Annotated in this window: 24 protein-coding genes; 17 read left to right on the plus strand and 7 right to left on the minus strand. The window is 64.2% G+C overall.

The annotated features are described in order from the left end of the window. Positions 1-201 precede the first annotated feature (201 nt). Positions 202-1170, minus strand: coding sequence for a D-alanyl-D-alanine carboxypeptidase family protein (locus X756_RS158605; protein WP_023711381.1), 969 nt, complete (start codon positions 1168-1170; stop codon positions 202-204). 266 nt (positions 1171-1436) lie between these two features. Between X756_RS158605 and X756_RS158600 the strand changes: the two genes are divergently transcribed. The 4 genes from X756_RS158600 (at position 1437) to X756_RS158585 (ending at position 5998) form a co-directional block, all read left to right on the plus strand. After that, positions 1437-3323, plus strand: coding sequence for a peptidase C14 (locus tag X756_RS158600; RefSeq protein WP_023729006.1), 1887 nt, complete (start codon positions 1437-1439; stop codon positions 3321-3323). 236 nt (positions 3324-3559) lie between these two features. Next, on the plus strand, positions 3560-4651 hold the full coding sequence (locus tag X756_RS158595) for a hypothetical protein (RefSeq protein WP_023729007.1): 1092 nt from the start codon (positions 3560-3562) through the stop codon (positions 4649-4651). Between the two features lie 269 nt (positions 4652-4920). Beyond that, positions 4921-5541 carry a nucleoside triphosphate hydrolase gene (locus X756_RS158590; RefSeq protein ID WP_023729008.1) on the plus strand — a complete coding sequence of 207 codons (621 nt, stop codon included), beginning with the start codon at positions 4921-4923 and terminating at the stop codon, positions 5539-5541. Positions 5542-5626: 85 nt separating this feature from the next. Continuing rightward, complete coding sequence (locus X756_RS158585; RefSeq protein WP_023729009.1) at positions 5627-5998, plus strand: hypothetical protein; 372 nt, start codon at positions 5627-5629, stop codon at positions 5996-5998. 25 nt (positions 5999-6023) lie between these two features. Here X756_RS158585 and X756_RS158580 read toward each other — a convergent pair whose 3' ends face one another. From X756_RS158580 to X756_RS158570, 3 genes are all read right to left on the minus strand, one after another. Continuing rightward, complete coding sequence (locus X756_RS158580) at positions 6024-6728, minus strand: glutathione S-transferase N-terminal domain-containing protein (protein ID WP_023729010.1); 705 nt, start codon at positions 6726-6728, stop codon at positions 6024-6026. Positions 6729-6880: 152 nt separating this feature from the next. Beyond that, entirely contained in the window at positions 6881-8089 is a 1209-nt protein-coding gene (locus X756_RS158575) for a beta-ketoacyl-[acyl-carrier-protein] synthase family protein (protein ID WP_023671225.1), read from the minus strand. A 5-nt stretch (positions 8090-8094) separates the two neighbouring features. Beyond that, the gene (locus tag X756_RS158570) at positions 8095-8349 is read right to left on the minus strand and encodes an acyl carrier protein (RefSeq protein ID WP_023671226.1); all 255 of its coding nucleotides are present in this window, start codon (positions 8347-8349) and stop codon (positions 8095-8097) included. Between the two features lie 235 nt (positions 8350-8584). Between X756_RS158570 and X756_RS158565 the strand changes: the two genes are divergently transcribed. From X756_RS158565 to X756_RS158545, 5 genes are read left to right on the plus strand one after another with little or no spacing between them, the layout of a single operon-like run. Then, entirely contained in the window at positions 8585-9406 is an 822-nt protein-coding gene (locus tag X756_RS158565; protein ID WP_081726189.1) for an urease accessory protein UreD, read from the plus strand. Positions 9407-9436: 30 nt separating this feature from the next. Beyond that, the gene (locus X756_RS158560) at positions 9437-9739 is read left to right on the plus strand and encodes an urease subunit gamma (protein ID WP_023671228.1); all 303 of its coding nucleotides are present in this window, start codon (positions 9437-9439) and stop codon (positions 9737-9739) included. Positions 9740-9749: 10 nt separating this feature from the next. Next, positions 9750-10004: a DUF1272 domain-containing protein gene (locus X756_RS158555; RefSeq protein WP_023671229.1), complete on the plus strand. Its 255-nt coding sequence runs from the start codon at positions 9750-9752 to the stop codon at positions 10002-10004. A gap of 29 nt (positions 10005-10033) precedes the next feature. Then, positions 10034-10627, plus strand: coding sequence for a HupE/UreJ family protein (locus X756_RS158550; protein ID WP_023729011.1), 594 nt, complete (start codon positions 10034-10036; stop codon positions 10625-10627). An 8-nt stretch (positions 10628-10635) separates the two neighbouring features. Beyond that, positions 10636-10941 (plus strand): urease subunit beta, encoded by a 306-nt coding sequence (locus X756_RS158545; RefSeq protein WP_023729012.1) that lies wholly within the window; start codon positions 10636-10638, stop codon positions 10939-10941. A gap of 26 nt (positions 10942-10967) precedes the next feature. On the opposite strand, the gene X756_RS158540 is transcribed toward X756_RS158545, so the two are convergent. Both X756_RS158540 and X756_RS158535 read right to left on the minus strand, forming a co-directional pair. After that, positions 10968-11465 (minus strand): hypothetical protein, encoded by a 498-nt coding sequence (locus X756_RS158540; protein WP_023689155.1) that lies wholly within the window; start codon positions 11463-11465, stop codon positions 10968-10970. A gap of 123 nt (positions 11466-11588) precedes the next feature. Next, a complete protein-coding gene (locus tag X756_RS158535) occupies positions 11589-11951 on the minus strand; it encodes a hypothetical protein (protein WP_023671233.1) in 363 nt (120 codons plus the stop codon). 177 nt (positions 11952-12128) lie between these two features. Between X756_RS158535 and ureC the strand changes: the two genes are divergently transcribed. From ureC to X756_RS158495, 8 genes are all read left to right on the plus strand, one after another. Beyond that, positions 12129-13844, plus strand: coding sequence for an urease subunit alpha (gene ureC, locus X756_RS158530; RefSeq protein ID WP_023729013.1), 1716 nt, complete (start codon positions 12129-12131; stop codon positions 13842-13844). A gap of 92 nt (positions 13845-13936) precedes the next feature. Continuing rightward, a complete protein-coding gene (locus X756_RS158525; protein ID WP_023729014.1) occupies positions 13937-14530 on the plus strand; it encodes a hypothetical protein in 594 nt (197 codons plus the stop codon). Between the two features lie 143 nt (positions 14531-14673). Further along, positions 14674-15279, plus strand: a complete 606-nt coding sequence (locus X756_RS158520) for a glutathione S-transferase family protein (protein ID WP_023729015.1) — start codon at positions 14674-14676, stop codon at positions 15277-15279. Further along, complete coding sequence (ureE, locus tag X756_RS158515; protein ID WP_023729016.1) at positions 15276-15878, plus strand: urease accessory protein UreE; 603 nt, start codon at positions 15276-15278, stop codon at positions 15876-15878. Before X756_RS158520 ends, ureE begins: the two co-directional genes overlap by 4 nt. Continuing rightward, positions 15871-16542 (plus strand): urease accessory protein UreF, encoded by a 672-nt coding sequence (locus X756_RS158510; RefSeq protein WP_023729017.1) that lies wholly within the window; start codon positions 15871-15873, stop codon positions 16540-16542. Before ureE ends, X756_RS158510 begins: the two co-directional genes overlap by 8 nt. Continuing rightward, positions 16539-16979, plus strand: a complete 441-nt coding sequence (locus tag X756_RS158505; protein WP_023729018.1) for a DUF3995 domain-containing protein — start codon at positions 16539-16541, stop codon at positions 16977-16979. Before X756_RS158510 ends, X756_RS158505 begins: the two co-directional genes overlap by 4 nt. A 13-nt stretch (positions 16980-16992) precedes the next feature. After that, entirely contained in the window at positions 16993-17625 is a 633-nt protein-coding gene (gene ureG, locus X756_RS158500; RefSeq protein ID WP_023671240.1) for an urease accessory protein UreG, read from the plus strand. A 127-nt stretch (positions 17626-17752) separates the two neighbouring features. Beyond that, positions 17753-18520, plus strand: coding sequence for a class II aldolase and adducin N-terminal domain-containing protein (locus X756_RS158495; protein WP_023729019.1), 768 nt, complete (start codon positions 17753-17755; stop codon positions 18518-18520). A 110-nt stretch (positions 18521-18630) separates the two neighbouring features. On the opposite strand, the gene X756_RS158490 is transcribed toward X756_RS158495, so the two are convergent. Next, positions 18631-19350, minus strand: a complete 720-nt coding sequence (locus X756_RS158490) for a transposase (protein WP_280806607.1) — start codon at positions 19348-19350, stop codon at positions 18631-18633. Positions 19351-19416 lie beyond the last annotated feature (66 nt).

Raw genomic sequence — 19416 nt, forward strand, 5'->3', positions numbered from 1 at the left:
ATCCTTCACGACCCCCCCCTGTCCTGCCGGACATCTCCCCCTCAAGGGGGGAGATCAGATGTCGCCATGGCTTTGCCAAACACGAAAAAGAGGCGAGACGCCGAAGCTACTAATCTCCCACTTGAGGGGGAGATGGCCGGCAGGCCAGAGGGGGGCGCTGTCCCGCCGGCGTTTCAGAGTTCCCCCACCCAACGACGGGTTCTATTGCGGCGGTAAACCAGGCAACTGCGACCCCTGCGCCGGCAAACCAGGCGGCGGCAGGCTGGGCGACGCGGCCGGCTGATCTCCCGCAAACATCAGCCGCGTCTTCGTATCGGCCATGGCGGGCGACAGACTGCGCTGGATCAGCGCTTCGACATGGTCGTTGCGCTGCCTAGCGCTGTCGGCGCCCATCACCACCACGATCAGATGCCGGCCGTCGGCATTGTAGGACGTGACGATATTGTAACCGGATGCCCTGATATAGCCGGTCTTGATGCCGTCGACGCCGCGCACCCGGCCGAGCATGTCGTTGTGGCCGCGCACCAGCCGGCCGCGGAACATGAAGTCGCTTTCGGAGAAATAGTGGAACTGCTGCGGGAAGCGGGCGCGCAGCGCCATGCCGAGCGTCGCCATGTCGCGCGCCGATGTGTGCTGGCCATCGTCGGGCAGGCCGGAGGCATTGCGGAAGACGGTGCTGCTCATGCCGATCTGGCGCGCCTTGGACGTCATCATGGCGGCGAACTGGTCCTCCGAGCCGCCGAGATATTCGCCCACCGCCACCGCCACGTCATTGGCCGACTTGACCACGATCGCCCGGATCGCCGAATCGACATCGATGCTCTCGCCGCGCTTGAAGCGCAATTTGGTCGGCGGCTGCCGGGCGGCATTGTCGGAGACCGGGATCTGCGTTTCCTTCGAGACGCGGCCGGACTCCAGCGCCTCGAACAGCAGGTACAGCGTCATCATCTTGGTCAGCGACGCCGGATAGCGTTGCGCCCTCGAACTGACTTCGAACAGCGTCTTGCCACTGCCGGCATCGATTACGATGGCGGCATATTTCTCCTGTGGCGCCGGCACCGCCAGCACGCTGTCGGGCGGCGCGGTGGTGCTGCAGCCGGCAACGAAGACGAGCAGCAGCAAGGCCGCGACGAATTTTTGTATGAGGGAGGGGAAATGGAAGTTTGGCAAGGCAAGTCCGGCGTTGCTGAGAGGGCCGGAACCTAGCCTAACCCATTGTGTTCGTCCATTTGGTTAACGGCGGAGCTGCCGATGACGCTGCCAATCTCCCCCGCAAGGGGGGAGATCAGATGTCGCTTCGGCTTCGCCAACCATCGGCGCTGAAACGGCAACCTCGACATCCGCCCACCCGCCCCGAAATCGCCTGCTTCCTGTCCTGTTTTGCCTGCGGGGTCGCGGTGCTGCTATAGAGGCGGCAATTGCTTGGGGATTTGACAATGACCGGTGACATCGGCGCGGCTGCGCCAACTCTTATCAGGGCTTCGCTCAGCCGCACCGGCAAATGGGCCGGCAGCGTCGCTTTCATCGGCGGCGCTGCTTCCGACATCCTCAATCCGCTGGCGCCGTTCGCCGCCTATATCGCGCTGGTCGCTTCGGTTGCCGCCGCCATCATCGCCATTGNCCTCAATCCGCTGGCGCCGTTCGCCGCCTATATCGCGCTGGTCGCTTCGGTTGCCGCCGCCATCATCGCCATTGCCATCGTTCTGCGGCTGGTGCTGGCCGCCAAGGCGCTGCCGGCGCTGATCTTTGCCACCAGCGCTGCCGCCGTCGCCGGCGGCGTCTATGGCCTGCAGCAGCAGACCAATTCGCAGAACGGTGTGATCGCCGGCCTGGTGCCGGCCATCGCCCAGTTGCAGCAGCAGATGGGCATCGTCTCGGCCAGGGTGGCCAGGATCGAGCAAACGGTAACCGAGACGAAGCTGGCGGTCGACCAGGTCAAGCAATCGACCGACGCGGTGGCGAAGAAGACCGAGGAAATTGCGTCGACCCAGCAGCAGCAGGCTGAGCAGGGCGCGCAGACGCAAAAGTCGGTAGAGGCGGTCAAGCAGACGACCGAAACGCTCGCTGCCGGCCAGCAGAAACAGGCCGAGCAGGCGGATAAGCTTCAGGCGACCACCGAGCAGATCGCCGCCTCGATCGACACCATCGCGAAGGGCTTTGCCGCATTGGCCGCGCAGGGCGGGACGATCGCCGGGCCGAAGCGGCCGGACGAATTCTATCACAATGCCCGCGTCTACGAGCTTTCCGGCGACATGCTGAATGCGCGGCGCTCCTATCTCGCTTTCGCCGGTTTCGACGTCGACGCCGTCGATCCCTACACACGGTTCGCCACCCTGCTGCGCGTGCAGGACGGCAAGGCCGGCGCCCGCGAAGTGTTCGGCGCCCTGGCCGACAAGGCCAAGGCGCTGTCGATCAAGCTGGTCCATATCCTGCAGTTCGACGATGCCCAACGTCTCGACAAGCTCAACGCCTTCATCGCGGCCAATCCTGATTTCGCACCGGCCTATTACCTGCTCGCGCAGGAGTTTTCCGAGGATCGCCTCGGCGTCCAGTCGCTGTCCGACAAGCGCAGCGAGGCCGAGGCGCTGACCAGGTTCGTCTCCTATGAAAAGGAAGGCGGGCTGCTCAAATATTTCGTCGACCAGACGCAGCTCGCCGACTGGCTCGACCGCAGCCGTACCCGCCTGACGGCGCTTGGCGACGTGCTCGACCCAGCACGCTTTGCCCCGACGCTGACGCCGATGCGCTCCAATGCCGGCTGGACGATCTCCATCTCGCTGCCCGAGGCCGCGACCGGCATTTCCTGGCGCATGGGTGTGTCAGGTCCGTTCACCGACACCGGGCTGATGGCGATGAACGACCAGCGCACCGGCAAGCCGATGCCCAATCCGAGCTTCGAATTGCCCGACAGCACCACGGCCACCACCATCGGGGTCAAATATCTCGATCTCAGGGGCCGCGAGACCGGGCCGTTCGACATAAGTTTCGATCCGGACGCGGCGCTGCAACAGGGCAACAAACAGATCCTCGACCAGTTCTGGACGTCGTGGATCGCCTTCGACGCCAGCGGCAATCACGGCCTGGTCTATTTCTCCCAGATGCTGTCATTCCGCTGCGGCATCAAGGAGGTGCGCTACAGCCTGAACGGCACGGCGCTCGACAAGGAGATCAAGCTGCCGCCTTGCGACAAGAAGGACCCCTACGCCATTCCTTATGACTACCAGCCTTACTTCAAGGTCGCCGACAACGTGACATCGATGGCGGTGCAGGTCACCTACACCGACGGCACCAAGTCGCCGGTCCGGGAGTACAAACGGCAGTAGGCGTCCACCCTTCCCCTTGTGGGGAGGGTCGATCCGCGTAGCGGATCGGGGTGGGGGTCCTTGTAGGGCGCTACCCCCGCCCCGTCGAACAATCTCCGCTTCGCGTCGAGCGCTCGCCGACCCTCCCCACAAGGGGGAGGGTAAAAATCGCCCTGATGCAAAATGCCGGTCGCTGTGCTTGCGCATCCGTCACGGAGCGGGTTTGTTCGCTGCCATCAGAATCAGCAGGTGCGCGGATGGATACGGTCACGATCAAGGCAAAGGGCATTTCGGTCACGCTCGATCTCACTGTCGGCCATATCGCCGACATGACGGTCGACAGCGATGGCCGCCAGCTGAAGCCGCTGCACCGCGCGCCCTGGATCGATGCCGGCGAGACGCTGCCGCCGGATCTGCCTCAAGGCACGGTGCGGCTGTCTGGCGATTTCCTATGCGCACCGTTTTCGGCCAGCGACATCGAAGCCGCACCGCTGCATGGCTGGCCGGCCAACAGCGCCTGGGATGTCACCGCCAGCGAAGCGACATCCGACGGCTGGCGGGCCGTCTTCCGGTTGCGCCGCACGGTGATGGGCGCGACGGTCGACAAGATCTTCACGCTCCGCAACAGTCATCCCTTTCTCTATCAGGAGCATGTCTTTTCCGGCGGTTCCGGCGCGGTCTCCGCCGCCCACCATCCGATGGCGGCGATGCGCGATGGCGGCCGGCTCGCCTTCTCGCCGAAGCGCTTTGCCGGGACACTGGACGCACCGCTGGAGCCCGATCCGGCCCGCGGTCGCTTCAAGCTTTCCTATCCCGCCCGCTCGACCGATCTGACGCGCTTTCCAGCCACTGGCGGCGGCACGCTCGATCTCACCGACTACCGCATGGAGGATGAGCGCGAGGATTTCATCACCCTGGTCGAAGCCGATCATGACGGTCCGGGCTGGACGGCGCTGGCGCGCCGGGCCGAACAGGATCTGGTGCTGGTGCTGAAGAACCCGGCGGAGCTGCCGGTCACCATGCTGTGGTTCAGCAATGGCGGCCGCGACTACGCGCCGTGGAGCAGCCGCCATCGCGGCGTGCTCGGCATCGAGGACGGCCGCGCCGCCATCGGCCATGCCGCATCGATCGGCGACAATTGGCTGAAGCGCGAAGGGGTCGCGACCGCTTTTACCCTCGGCGGCGAAGTCTCCTTCCGCCATGTCATCGGCACGCTGCCGCTCACGAGCGGCGAGCCGCCGCGCGATATCGGGACAGCCTCAGGTCACATGCGTCTCACCGGAGCCGATGGTTCGACCCGCGATGTCAGGTTCGACAGCGATTTCCTGCGGATCGGCCAGCCCGGCTGATTTTCGAACGCTGGCCCTGCCCCTCACCTGCCTGCCGGCATCCTCGACACACGGCACATGGAGCTTGTCCGCCGCACCGCCGCGCCAACCAATCTGCTTGGCGCTGCGGCGGACGCATAGGGGGAGAAGTGTTACCCATCTATCGGCTGGACACCGGCAGGGCGACGAGGGGCGGCGCTGACGTGGCGGATGTCGTGAGATTGCCCAAATCGCGGTTTGAAATTTCCTCAAACTGCCGACAAGATGCAAAGCATAGCTGGAAGCGCCCAATGTCCGAAATCGCCCATCTCGCCGCCACCATCTTCAAGCGCGCCGGCAAGGCGAAACGCTTCATCGTCGCCATTGCCGGCCCGCCCGGCGCCGGCAAGTCGACGCTCTCGGCCGGGCTGCATGATCTGCTGCCGGAGGGCGCGGCTGAAGTCGTGCCGATGGACGGCTTCCACTATGACGACATCGTGCTCGACCAGCGCGGCCTGCGGCCAAGAAAGGGCGCGCCGGAGACTTTCGACTTCGCCGGCTTCGAGACGCTGTTGAAGCGCATCCGTTCGGGCGAGCCAGACATCGCCATTCCGGTGTTCGACCGCAGCATGGAATTGTCGCGCGCCGCCGCCTCCATCGTTGCCGCCGAGACCAAGTTCATCCTGGTCGAAGGCAATTACCTCCTGCTGGACGAGCAGCCGTGGTCGCGGCTGGCGCCGCTGTTCGACTTCACCATCTTTGTCGATGTGCCGCGTGCCGAACTCGAGCGCCGCCTTCTGGTGCGTTGGCACGAGCATGGCCGCTCCGACGAAGACGCCCGCGCCTGGATCGTTTCCAACGACATGCCCAACATCGATCGCGTGCTCGGCCGTCGCAGGTCCGCCGACCTGGTTGTTGGCGATCCCGCATAGTTCGCTGGACTTCGGAACGGGAACCTTAAGACTTTCAGCTCGTTATCTCTCATCGGCAATCGTGCCGCCGTGAGGGAACCGTCAGATGGCAACCAAGGCAAAAACACCCGCCAAGAGCAAGACCGCTCAACCCAAAGCCAGGCAGGCAAAGGCCACGCAGGCCAAGGCAGGCGCCGGCCCGGCGATCGCCGAGCGGTCCAAGGACGCAAAGCCGGCTTTCGGCAAAGCGGTGCCAAAGAAGGTAGAACCGGTCGCGACCGCGAAGGTGGCGGCGAAAACCGCCAAACCCAAGAAGCCGGCAAGCCGCGGCTCGATGGCCGGCGGGGCCATGCGCACGGTCAAGGCGACCGCCAATGTCGCCGCTGGTGCGGTGGCGGCGACAGCCAGGGGCGCCGCGTCGCTCGCTGCGTCCGTCATCGGCAAGGGCGGCTCGAAAAGCAAGGCCAAGGCGAAATAGACCTGGTTGCTTCGGCCGGCCGAGGTCAATTCCTGGCGGGGATGGTCAGGCCGCGTTGCACCGCGGGCCGCGCCAGCCCGCGCTCCAGCCATCCCGCGACGGTGGGGAAGTCGTCGAAGCCGACGAGTTCGCGCGCCTCGTAGAAGCCGATCAGATTGCGCACCCAGCCCAGCATCGAAATGTCGGCGATCGTATAGTCGTCGTCCATGATCCAGGTTCGACCCTTCAGCCGCGTCTCCAGCACCCCGATCAGCCGCCGCGATTCATTGCGGTAGCGATCCAGCGGCCGCTTGTCGGCGATCTCGCGTCCGGCGAATTTGTTGAAAAACCCGACCTGTCCGAAAATCGGCCCGATCGCCGCCATCTGGAAGAACACCCATTGGATGGTCTCGTAGCGCCGCGCCGGATCGGCAGGGATCAGCTTGCCGGTCTTGTCGGTGAGGTAGAGCAGGATGGCGCCGGATTCGAACAGGCCGAATGGCCTGCCGCCCGGCCCGTCGGGGTCGATGATCGCGGGTATCTTGCCGTTCGGGTTCAGCGACAGGAATTCCGGCGTCCAGCTCTGGTCCTTGCCGATATCCACCAGATGCGCCTCGTAGGGGAGGCCGAGTTCTTCCAGCGCGATCGAGACTTTCACCCCATTCGGCGTCGTCGCGGAATAGAGCTGCAGGCGGTCGGGGTGGCTGGCCGGCCAGCGCTTGGTGATCGGAAAGGCGGACAGGTCGGTCATCGAAAGCTCCGGTCGGGAATTTGGCGCGGTATCGCGCCGTCTGGCGAGTTGCGAAGGATTATCCTCGGCTTCTTTGCCGATCAACCGGTCGAAGGTTCACACACCGTCTTCGCAGTCATTCAGGGCCAGTCGCTCAGGCCAGTCGCTTGCCGTCAGACCGCCTTGAACGCCACCACGGCATTGGTGCCGCCGAAGGCAAAACCGTTGCTGATCGCCGCGCGCACCTTGCGCTCGCGCGCCACATTCGGCGTGATGTCGAGATCGCAGTCGGGGTCGGCCTGCCGGAAATTGGCCGTCGGCGGCACGATGCCTTCGCGGATCGCCATCACGCAGGCGATCATTTCCAGGCCGCCCGAGGCGCCGAGGCAATGGGCATGCATCGACTTGGTCGACGACACCGACAGCTTATAGGCATGGTCGCCGAAGACGCGCTTGATTGCCGCCGTCTCGATCTGGTCGTTGGCCTTGGTGCCGGTGCCGTGGGCGTTGAGATAGTCGACGTCCTCGGGATTGAGCCCGGCGTCCGCCAGGCAGGCGCGCATCGCCGCCGTCGGTCCCTCGACAGTCGGCGCGACGATATCGGAAGCGTCGGCGGAAAGGCCGGCTCCGGCAAATTCGGCCAGAATGGTCGCGCCGCGCGCCATGGCGTGTTCATACGTTTCCAGCACCGCCATTCCAGCACCTTCGCCGAGCGACAGGCCTTGGCGATCGGCCGAGAACGGCCGGCAGGTATCGGGCGCCAGCACCCGCAGGGCCTCCCAGCCCTTCAGGATGCCCCAAAGCAGCGGCGCGTCGGTGCCGCCGGCGACCATGACATCGGCGCGGCCGAGCCGGATCTGGTCGACCGCCGAGGCAAAGGCGTGATTGGACGAGGAGCAGGCCGAAGTGACGCCGAACACCGGCCCGCGCAGGCCGAGATTCATGCTGACATGGCCGGATGCCGCACTCGGCATCACTTTCGGCACGGTGAAGATGCCGGCCCGGTTCTTGCCGTCGACCAGGATGGCGCGATAGTTCTCCTCGATCGCCTCCCAGCCGCAGACGCCGACGCCGACAACCGCGCCCATCCGGTAGGTGGTTGCTTCAGTCGATGTCAGGCCGGCATGCTGCATGGCTTCGCGCGCGGCAATCGTCGCCAAAAGGCTGAAGCGGTCCATCGACACGGTCTGCTTGTGGCTGATGCCATGGTCGGGCAGCGTCTTGATTTCGCAGCCGACCTTGACCTTCAAATCATGCAAACCGGGATTGCTGATTTGACCGATGGCCGATCGGCCGGCCCGCATTTCGTTCCAGATTGCAGGCGCATTGGCGCCGAGCCCGCATATGCCGCCGATGCCGGTAATGACGACGCGCTTTTGCATTCAGCTCAGGCTTTTTTCGCAATCAGCGCGCGAACAGCCTCAACCATATCGCCGACATTCTTGAGATTGCTCCAGGCATCGACCGTGTTCATCTCGATCTCGATGCCGTACTGCTCCTCGAGATCGAAGATGATCTCGGTCAGTTCCAGGGAATGGATGCCAAGCGCGGTCAATTCCGTATTGGTGGTGATCTCTTCGCCACCGGGCTCCGCATGTGCCCTGATCTTGGCGATGATTTCCGTTGCCAGCTCGTCAGCCATTCGATTCCTTCCCCAATTTTATAACGTCGCGGTGCCGATTGGTTGGCGCCCCTGTTGCCTGGACTGAAATCGCCGTCGCCTTCAAAAACCCGCCAGGCGCAGCATGACCGTTCCAAAGAGGCTCCCTCTATAGAAACGGAAACGCTGTCAAGCAACAAGCTATATCAACAAGCACCATATCGACAAAGCGCCGGGAGTGCTTAACGTTAGCGCCGTGGATACGTTGCAGCATGTCTTGATCCCAGCTCTTCCGGCCCAGCGCGCGGCCGGGGCGGCCCGGCTTGCGTGCGGCGTCAGGGATGGACGCACCCGGCTTTTGCGCCTCTATCAGGACGGCTCGGCCAAAATCCGCATGCCGGCCGTTGCGGCCGATCCGCTCGAAGCCGTGCTCATCAACACCGCCGGCGGTCTGACCGGCGGCGATCGGCTCGGCTGGGAAATCGATGTCGGGCCAGGTGCCTCCGCCTCGATAACCACCCAGGCCTGCGAAAAGATCTATCGTGCCGCTAGCGACCGCGCCGAAGTTCGGGTGAAGCTCAGCGTCGGCGCGGGCGGGCGTATCGCCTGGCTGCCCCAGGAAACCATCGTCTTCGACCGCTCGGCCTTTGCCCGCACGCTCGAGGTCGAGCTTGCCGCAGGCGCCGAGGCATTGCTGCTTGAAGCCACCATATTCGGCCGCCTCGCCATGGGCGAAGAGGCCGCGCACGGCCATTTCCACGACCGTTGGCGTGTCCGCCAGGATGGTGCGCTCGTTCATGCCGAGGATTTCCGCATCGGGCCGGCTATCGCGGCGGCACTTGGCCGCCCGGCGGTCGCCGGCGGCGCCATTGCCGCTGCGACGCTGCTGATGGTCTCGCCGCAGGCCGAAGCCTTGCTCGATCCGGCCCGCGACATCGTCGGCGCCGACGGCGATGCCAGCGCCTGGAGCGTCAAAAAATCTGGCAAGCTTCTTGCGAGGCTGTTTGCCGAGGACGGCTATCAGCTGCGCAAGCGGCTGGTTCCGCTCGTCGAACTGCTCAACGGGCGGGCGGGTCTGCCCAAATTATGGTCACTCTGAGCCAAATACAGGCCAAATCCAGGAAAGCGCATGAACCTGACGCCGCGTGAAAAGGACAAGCTGCTCATCGCCATGGCGGCGATCGTGGCGCGCAAGCGGCTGGAACGCGGCGTCAAGCTCAATCACCCCGAAGCGATCGCGCTGATCACCGATTTCGTCGTCGAGGGCGCCCGCGACGGCCGCCCGGTCGCCGAACTGATGGAGGCCGGCGCCCATGTCATCACCCGCGCGCAGGTGATGGAAGGCATCGCCGAGATGATCCACGACGTGCAGGTCGAGGCGACCTTTCCCGACGGCACCAAGCTGGTGACCGTTCACGAACCGATCAGGTGAGGAGAAAACGATGCTGGAGCTGCGACCGAATTGCGAATGCTGCGACAAGGACCTGCCGCCGGAAGCGGCGGACGCGCTGATCTGCACCTTTGAATGCACCTTCTGCGCTGACTGCGCTGAACATGTGCTGGGCGGCGTCTGCCCGAACTGCGGCGGCAATTTTTCCGCACGCCCGATCCGCCCAGTGGAGAAACTGGTGAAATATCCGGCCTCGACCCAACGCGTGCTCAAGGCCGAGGGCTGCGGCCCGCGCAAGGCTGCGTGATTGTTTTCGTGACTTCGAAGGGAAGACCGATGATCTCTGCTTCAACCAAACGCACCACGCTTGCAGCGATCCTGCTGCTGGCGGCGGCGATGCCCGCCTATGCCCATGTCGGCATCGGCACGACCTCGTCCTTCGCGGCGGGCTTCGCGCATCCGCTGTCCGGCCTCGACCATATGACTGTCATGGTAGCCGTCGGCCTGTGGGCGGCGCTCAAGGGCGGCAAGGCAATCTGGGCCTGGCCGCTGGCCTTTGTCGGGGTCATGCTGGTCGGCGGCGCGCTCGGCATGCTCCACGTGCCGGTGCCTTTCGTCGAACCGGGCATCCTTGCCTCCGTCGTCGCGCTTGGCTTGCTGGTGGCGTTGGCGGTCGATCTGCCGGTCTCGGCCGGAGTCGCCATCATCGGCCTGTTCGCGCTGTTCCATGGCCATGCCCACGGCACCCAAGTGCCGGAAAATGCCGGTGGACTTGACTATATGGCCGGCTTTGCCGTTGCCACCGCACTTCTCCATGCCATGGGCATCGCTGCCGGCCTTGGCCTCGGCATGCGCTTTCGCGGGCTTGCCCGCGCCGCTGGCGCCGCTTGTGCTGCAGTCGCCGTCGGCCTGGTCTTCGGCGTTTTGTGAGCCTAACGATGATTCCCGGCGAAATCATCACGGCAAGCGGCGACATCGAGCTCAACAAGGGGCTGCCGACGGTGACGCTGAAGGTGGCCAACAGCGGCGACCGGCCGATCCAGGTCGGCAGCCACTACCATTTCTTCGAGACCAATGAGGGGTTGAAATTCGATCGCGACAAAGCGCGCGGCAGGCGTCTGGACATTGCCGCCGGCACCGCGATGCGCTTCGAACCGGGACAAGAGCGGGACGTCACGCTGGTGCCGTTCGGAGGAAAACGCGAGGTCTACGGTTTTCAGCAGAAGATCATGGGCAGGCTGTGAGATCGACGGGGTCGGGCGCCCTGAGGTCAGTTCGACGGCCTGGCCGCCGCGTAGATGACGATTCTTGCCGAGCCGTCGAATTCCACCGCAAGGACGTCTTCCGTAAGCACGCGCCGCGAATCGATGGCGTTGAACAGCAAGGCGTTGGCGTCGATCTCCTTGCGCAGTTCCGCAATGTCATCCTGATGCTGTTCGACCTTGCTCTCGACCGCCGGCGGCGGGCCGCCTTCGCTGCGCGCCGCGTCGGTGAGGAAGACGATATCCACAGTATCGAGCTTGGACGTCTTGCGCACGGCGCCGATGTTCTCACGCGTCCGCTCGATCGCGGTGATGATCTTGTTGGTCTGTGGTTCCGTCCGCGCCTCCTCCTGCCGGACATCGGAGCCGACGATCCTGTTGACGGTGTCGGCCCGGTTGACGGCGTCAGCGCTTTCAAGACCTTGCGCGGCTTGCGGGCCGAAAGCTGCGAGAAATGTGCAGGCAGCAAGGCTCTGGAGCCATCTGGTGTCGGCAAAGACAGGCATTGCTCGCTCCTGGTGGACTTTTCTGTGCAACGCCGTTCGGCGCCAAAGGAACGAAACGCCTCCTGTCGGGCGAAGGTTCCCTGTGGGCTGGCGGGCCGGGTGCCGGCCCGCCAAGCGCTTCTTTCAGCTTGCCTTCTTGGTGACAAGGGTCAGCGCGCCATCGGTGGTCATGCTGGCGGCGACCACCTGTGCCGAGGTGAGCCCCTTGGCTTCGAGCGCCGACTTGATCTGCGGCGTCGCGTCGATCGAAGAGCGCAGTTTCTGCAGCCCGGCATCGCCACGCTGGGCGATCACCTGATTGACCTGCGTCTGGGTGGCCTTGGGCAATTCGCTGATATCGACGATGTTGACCTTCTGGATCGCCGGCGCCGCCGGCTGAGCGCTGGGCGCCGCCGGCTTCGGTTGCGGCGTGGGCTGCTGCTGGGCGCCGGCTACGGTTGCGGAGGCCAGCGTGGCGGCGGCTGCAAGAACGATGATTTTGCGCATGTATTTTCCTTTCATCGATTTGGCCAAGGGTTTGGCAAACGGGCGGTTTGGGGTGGCACGGCCACCTCAACGGCCAAATGGGATCAGAAGGTGTCGCCGAGCGGGTCATTGCATGACCATTGGATGGCGACGATGTGGAGTTCGGCTGCGGCCGGACTCTCGTTTGGGGAGCATTGACTGATGGCTAGAATTACCCGCGCCGCCTACGCGCAGATGTATGGCCCGACGGTCGGCGACAGAGTGCGCCTGGCCGATACCGAGCTGTTTATCGAGGTCGAAAAGGACCTCACCGTCCATGGCGAGGAGGTGAAATTCGGCGGCGGCAAGGTCATCCGCGACGGCATGGGCCAGAGCCAGGTGTCGCGCGCCGGCGGCGCGGTCGACACGGTCATCACCAACGCGCTGGTGGTCGATGCCACTGCCGGCATCTTCAAGGCCGATATAGGTCTCAGGGACGGCCGCATCGCGGCGATCGGCAAGGCCGGCAATCCCGACACGCAGGACGGTGTCACCATCATCATCGGCCCCGGTACCGAGATCATCGCCGGCGAGGGCAAGATCCTGACCGCCGGCGGCTTCGACGCGCACATCCACTTCATCTGCCCGCAGCAGATCGACGAAGCGCTGATGTCGGGCATCACCACCATGCTCGGCGGCGGCACCGGCCCGGCGCATGGCACGCTGGCCACCACCTGCACGCCGGGACCCTGGCACATGGCGCGCATGATCCAGTCCTTCGACGCTTTCCCGATGAACATCGGCCTGTCCGGCAAGGGCAATGCCTCGCTGCCGGCGGCGCTCGAGGAAATGGTGCTGGGCGGCGCCTGCTCGCTGAAGCTGCACGAGGACTGGGGCACGACGCCGGCGGCCATCGACTGCTGCCTGTCGGTTGCCGACGATTACGACGTGCAGGTGATGATCCACACCGACACGCTGAACGAATCCGGCTTCGTCGAGAACACCGTCGCCGCCATCAAGGGCCGCACCATCCACGCCTTCCACACCGAGGGTGCCGGCGGCGGCCATGCGCCTGACATCATCAAGGTTTGCGGCCTGCCCAACGTCATCCCGTCCTCGACCAACCCGACCCGGCCCTACACCGTCAACACGCTGGCCGAGCATCTCGACATGCTGATGGTCTGCCATCATCTGTCGCCGTCGATCCCCGAAGACATCGCCTTTGCCGAAAGCCGCATCCGCAAGGAGACCATCGCGGCGGAAGACATTCTGCATGACATCGGCGCCTTCTCGATCATCTCGTCGGACTCGCAGGCAATGGGCCGCGTCGGCGAGGTGGCGATCCGCACCTGGCAGACCGCCGACAAGATGAAGCGCCAGCGCGGGTCATTGCCGCAGGAGACCGGCAACAACGACAATTTCCGCGTCCGCCGCTACATCGCCAAATACACCATCAACCCGGCAATCGCGCATGGCCTGTCCAGGGACATCGGTTCGATCGCGGTCGGCAAGCGCGCCGATCTGGTGCTGTGGAACCCAGCCTTCTTCGGCGTCAAACCGGAAATGGTGCTGATCGGCGGCATGATAGCCGCAGCCCCGATGGGCGACCCAAACGCCTCTATCCCGACACCGCAGCCGATGCACTACCGCCCGATGTTCGGCGCCTATGGCAAGGCCAGGACCAACTCGTCGGTGACCTTCGTTTCGAAGGCGGCGCTGGAGTCCGGCCTGCATGGCAGGCTCGGCGTCGACAAGCAGTTCGTGGCGGTGGAAAATACCCGCGGCGGCATCGGCAAGCACTCGATGATCCTCAACGACGCCACGCCGCATATCGAGGTCGATCCCGAAACCTATGAGGTTCGCGCCGATGGCGAACTCTTGACTTGCGAGCCGGCAACCGTGCTGCCGATGGCGCAGCGGTATTTCCTGTTTTGAGGCGAGGGGCGATTTGATCGACCCGGCAAATTCCATTGCGAGCCGGTCGGTCCCACCGCAATATGCGGCTCAAAGAAACCGCGTAGCAGGTCATGGTCACCGAAATAGCCTCCGCCCACGACATCTTCCCGCATATCCGCATCGTCATGGGCATGGTGATCGGACTTGGCGTCGCTCGCCTGCTGTCGGGGGTGGCGCGCATCGTCCAGCATCCCGGCCAGTACAAGCTCTATCCCGTGCACCTCGGCTGGGTCGCCTCCATGCTGTTGCTGCTGGTGCATTTCTGGTGGTGGGAGTTCGGCCTCTACACCATAGAGGTCTGGACTTTCGGCAAGTACCTGTTCCTGATCTTCTACGCCATCACGCTGTTCCTGCTGTGCGCGCTGCTGTTTCCGGATTCGATGCTCGACTACACCAGCTACGAGGATTTCTTCTATTCGCGCCGTGGCTGGTTCTTCGGCCTGCTGGCGGCCACCTATCTGCTCGATGTCGTCGACACGCTGCTGAAAGGTCCCGAGCATTTCGCCCGCTACGGCAATGAATATCTGTTCCGAACGCCGGTTTTCGTGGTGTTGTGCATTGCCGCCATACTGGTGCGTGACCGCCGTTTCCACATCGCCTTCGTCGCCGGCACGCTGATCTATCAGGTATCGTTCATCCTGCGGCTCTTCGACACCATCGTCTGAGCGAGCGCAATCATCTAGAGCAATTCCAGGAAAAGTGTGATCGGTTTTCCGTCCGGAATTGCGCAAGAACAAAGAGATAGAGCGGTTCGCCGTTTCCCTGAAGCGGTGAAACGCTTTAGGGTCGCGGGAAAGAGGGTTCAACCATGTATAAGGCCATAGGATCGCGCGGATCCCGGGTCAGCCGTGTTCTGTGGATGCTCGAGGAACTCGGGCAGCCCTATGAATTCGTCGAGGTCAAATTGCGCTCGCCCGAAGCCTATGCGCTCAACCCGTCGGGCAAGGTGCCGATCCTGATCGATGGCGAACTGACGGTGACCGATTCGGCGGCAATCTGCGTCTATCTCGCCGACAAGCACGCCGACAAAGGCATGGGCGCCAATCCAGGTGTTGCCGGACGCGCCGAGATGGATTCCTGGATGCATTTCGCGCAGAGCGAGTTCGAGGCGCCGCTGTGGAACAAGCTGCGCCACCGTTTCCTGCTGCCGAAGGACGTGCGGGTCGATGTCGGCCCCGCCGCCGCCTACGATTTCGCCTCGGAGGCCAAGGCGCTCGACGGCCGGCTGGGGGATCGGGAGTTTGCGCTGGGCGACCGGTTTTCCGCCGTCGACGTGCTGTTGGGCGACATGGGCGGCTGGGCCCGCGCCGGAAAATTCACGATCGAATCCGAGCGCGTCAACGCGTATTTCGACCGCGTCCTGGCGCGGCCTGCCCGTGCGAGAGCCCAGGCTAACGGTGGAGCCATGCGATGAAACTCAACCTGAACACCGACTTCACCAAATTCCCGCGCGCCGTCTCGGTGGTGCCTGCCGGCACTGCCGTAACCACGGCCCCATCCGGCCGTGTCGTCCTGCCCCATGACGAGCGTCATTTGCGCCGCCGCGCCATCGAGCTTGCCGACGGCAGCAAGGTGCTGGTCGACCTGCCGGAACCTGTGACCTTGAACGATGGCGACCGGCTGGTGCTGGAGGATGGCGGCCAGGTCGAGATCACCGCGGCACCCGAAGAGGTCTATGATATCCGCGCCCGCGACGCGGTGCATTTGACGGAGCTTGCCTGGCATATCGGCAACCGCCATCTGGCGGCAGCGATCGAGCCCGGCCGCATCCTGATCCTGCGCGACCATGTCATCAAGGCTATGCTGGAAGGGCTGGGCGCCACGGTGCGCGAAGTCTCCGAACCGTTCAAGCCGGTGCGCGGCGCCTATTCCGCCCAAGGTGCGCATGGCCACGATCATGGCCATGCGCATGCGCACGCCGAAGCGCATTCCCATGATGGACGTTCCCACACACACAGCGAGTCGCATTCGCACAGCCATCCCCATGACGGGCATCATCACGATCATGACTGACCAGCCATCCGGCATCGCTCTGCTGCGGCTGATGGCGTGGCTGTCGCCGGCCTTTCCGGTCGGCGGCTTTGCCTACAGCCATGGTCTCGAACGCGCCGTGCAAGACGGGCTGGTTGCCGATACCGCCAGCCTCGCCTTCTGGCTGGAGACGCTGGTCGAGATGGGCTCGGGCTGGAACGACGCCGTGCTCTTCACGGAAGCCTGGCGCCGCGCCCGCGACTGCGGCGATCTCCATGAAATTGCCGATCTCGCCGAAGCGCTGGCCGGCTCGCGTGAGCGTCACACCGAAACCATGCTGCAAGGCGCCGCCTTCCTGAAAGCGGCAGCGGCGTGGGCGAATCCGGTGTTGGGCCGCCTGCCGGCCGAATGCGCCTACTGTGTCGCCGTCGGCGCCGTTGCCGGCGGCAACGGCATCGCGCTTCAGGACGCGATGTCGGCCTTCCTGCAGGCCTTCTTCTCCAACCTCGTCCAGGCGGCGATCCGACTCGGCATCGTCGGCCAGACGGACGCCATGGCCTTGCTCGCCGGCTTCGAGCCGTTGGCGCTGTCGACGGCCGCGCGCGCCGCCGGCTCGACATTGGACGATCTCGGCGGCTGCGCCTTCATCTCCGACATCATGGCGATGAAGCACGAGACGCAGTATTCCAGGCTGTTCCGCTCATGATCGTCCTCGCCTTCGCCCTCTCGGCCGTCCTGCTGCTGATCACCGCGCTGCATGTCTATTGGGGCCTTGGCGGCATCTGGCCGGGCAGGGACGGCGTCTCCTGCGCCCACGCCGTCGTCGGCTTTCGCGGCGTCGACGAGATGCCGATGCCTTTTGCCTGTTTCGCCGTTGCCGCGTGCCTGTGCCTCGCGACCCTGTGGCCGCTGGCGCTGACAGGGGTCTTCGCCTCCCCCTTTCCAAGGGAAGGCCTTGCCGCCACGGCGCTGCTCATAGGGCTGGTCTTCCTCGGCCGCGGCGTTGCCGGCTTCACGCCGTGGTGGCGCCGTCTGGCGCCGGAGCAGCCTTTTGCGCGGCTCGATGTCAGCTTCTATTCGCCGCTCTGCCTGTTGATCGGGCTCAGCTTCGCCATCCTCGCCATCACGGAGTTTTCGGCATGACGGAGTTTTCGGTATGACTCAGGCAAACGGTCCCCTGCGTATCGGCATCGGCGGTCCCGTCGGCTCCGGCAAGACGACGCTAACCGAAAAGCTCTGCAAGGCGCTGCGCGACGATTTCTCCATCGCCGTCGTCACCAACGACATCTACACCAAGGAAGACGCCATGATGCTGGCTCGCCTCCAGGCGCTGCCCGAGGACCGCATCGTCGGCGTGGAGACCGGCGGCTGCCCGCACACCGCCATCCGTGAGGACGCCTCGATCAATTTGCAGGCGATCGCCGGACTGAACAGGAAATTCCCCGACCTCGACATCGTCTTCATCGAATCCGGCGGCGACAATCTTGCCGCCACCTTCTCGCCCGACCTCGCCGACCTGACCCTCTATGTCATCTCGGTCTGCCAGGGCGAGGAAATCCCCAGGAAGGGCGGGCCGGCGATCACCCGTTCCGATTTCCTGGTCATCAACAAGAGCGATCTGGCGCCCTATGTGAACGTCAACCTCGATGTCATGGAGAGCGATGCCGCCCGCATGCGCGGCAAGCGCCCGTTCGGTTTCACCGACCTGTCGCGCGGCAAGGGCCTGCAGGAAGTCATCGACTTCATCGTCGAACATGGCGGGCTGCAGTCGGCCCGCTCGGCGGCGTAATGCATGTCGCCCAAAAGTGCGTAGCGGTTTTGGGACAACGGACAATGCGAAGACAGCCTGACCCAGCAGTTTGCGGTTGCTGGCCACGGCCGAGCGCGGCATTCTCTTAAAAACGGAGGTTTTTCGGATGAGCATCGCCCGCCTGCAAAAGGAAATGCTGACCAACCTGCCCTACTATGAGGAGCGCGTCGATCTGGCCGCCGCCTTCCGCTGGACGGCGCGGCTCAACATGCATGAAGCCGTGGCCAACCACTTCTCGCTGTCGGTCAACGAGGACGGCAGCAAATTCCTGATGAACCCCAACCATGTGCATTTCTCGCGCATCAAGGCGAGCGACCTTTTGCTGATCGACGCCAACGATCCCGAGACATTGTCCGGCCCGAATGCGCCCGACCCGACCGCCTGGGGTCTGCACGGCGCCATTCACCGCAACGTGCCGCATGCGCGCTGCGCCATGCATGTGCATTCCATTCATGCCACCGTGCTTGCATCGCTGGCCGACTCGACTCTGCCGCCGATCGACCAGAACTCGGCCATGTTCTTCAACCGCCACGTCGTCGATGCCCATTATGGCGGGCTGGCCTTCGAGGAAGAAGGCGAGCGCTGCTCGCAACTGCTCACCGACCCGAAGGTCAAGGTGATGGTGATGGGCAATCACGGCGTCATGGTCATCGGCGACACCGTTGCCGACGCCTTCAACCGCATGTTCTATTTCGAACGCGCCGCCGAGACCTACATCAAGGCGCTGTGGACCGGCCGGCCGCTGCGCACGCTCTCCGACGCCATTGCCGAAAAGGCCGCCAGCGAAATGGACGACTATCCCGGCCAGGCGGAGCGTCACCTGGCCGAGCTGAAGGCGATCCTCGACGAGGAGGAGCCGGTGTACCGCAGCTGAATGAGTTCACCCTTCTCCCCGTTCACGGCATAGGCGCTAAGATAGCTTTGGCATGGACTGAAACTTGCGCTTTCGTGGTGGTTCGCGCCAGCGATATCNGGGCATAGGCGCTAAGATAGCTTTGGCATGGACTGAAATTTGCGCTTTCGTGGTGGTTCGCGCCAGCGATATCGCAAGGCATGGAGATTTTGGCGCAGGGCCGCCAAGGAAGGTTGAGTAAAGATGGTAGCGATCAGAGAGGCGACGATCTGGCGGGTGGCGCGCCACAGCAGCGGGCGCCCGTCGCTCAAGGGGGAGAGACACCCAACTCCTGCGAGAGGGGTTCGGTCACAAGCGCGATGAGGAAGTGTGCAAGGATCCAAGGCNTTGGCGGGAGGAGAGCGCAGCCCGATCAGGCTCTTCAGGCGCTTGAAGGCGAGTTCGATGCGCCAGCGCATGCGGTAGAGCTTGAGGACCGTATCGGCGGGAAACTCCTCCCGGTCAAGCGAGGTCACAAGCAGGACGAAGCCGGCCGCAATCAGCGTCTGCGGTTGAACCTTGTTGCCCTTGGCCCTGGCTTCCTTGTTGATTTTGCGCCGCGCTTCTTGTGCCGCNTTCACAGGCTCGCCCTTCTTGAGTGCCAGCCGGGCAGGCGTTTCGCAGACTTCCTCCCGGCAGCTCTCCAGGTAGCCGATGAGATCGAACGCCCTGCCGTTGGCGTCGAGCCATCGCGCGTTTTTCCACGACGCGCGCACAACAACATCGCCGCCTTGCGCCATCACCTTGGCGATCCGCTCGGCCTGCAGATAGGCGCGGTCACCGATGCGGATCTCGCCCGGCACCACCGGCACGCGGTCGATCAACTCGGCCTCGCTCTGATCGGTGATCTCGATGAAGTCGAACTGCTCGCGCTCAAG

This window comes from Mesorhizobium sp. LNJC405B00 (assembly GCF_000502615.1).
In the GTDB taxonomy this organism is placed as follows: Bacteria; Pseudomonadota; Alphaproteobacteria; order Rhizobiales; family Rhizobiaceae; genus Mesorhizobium.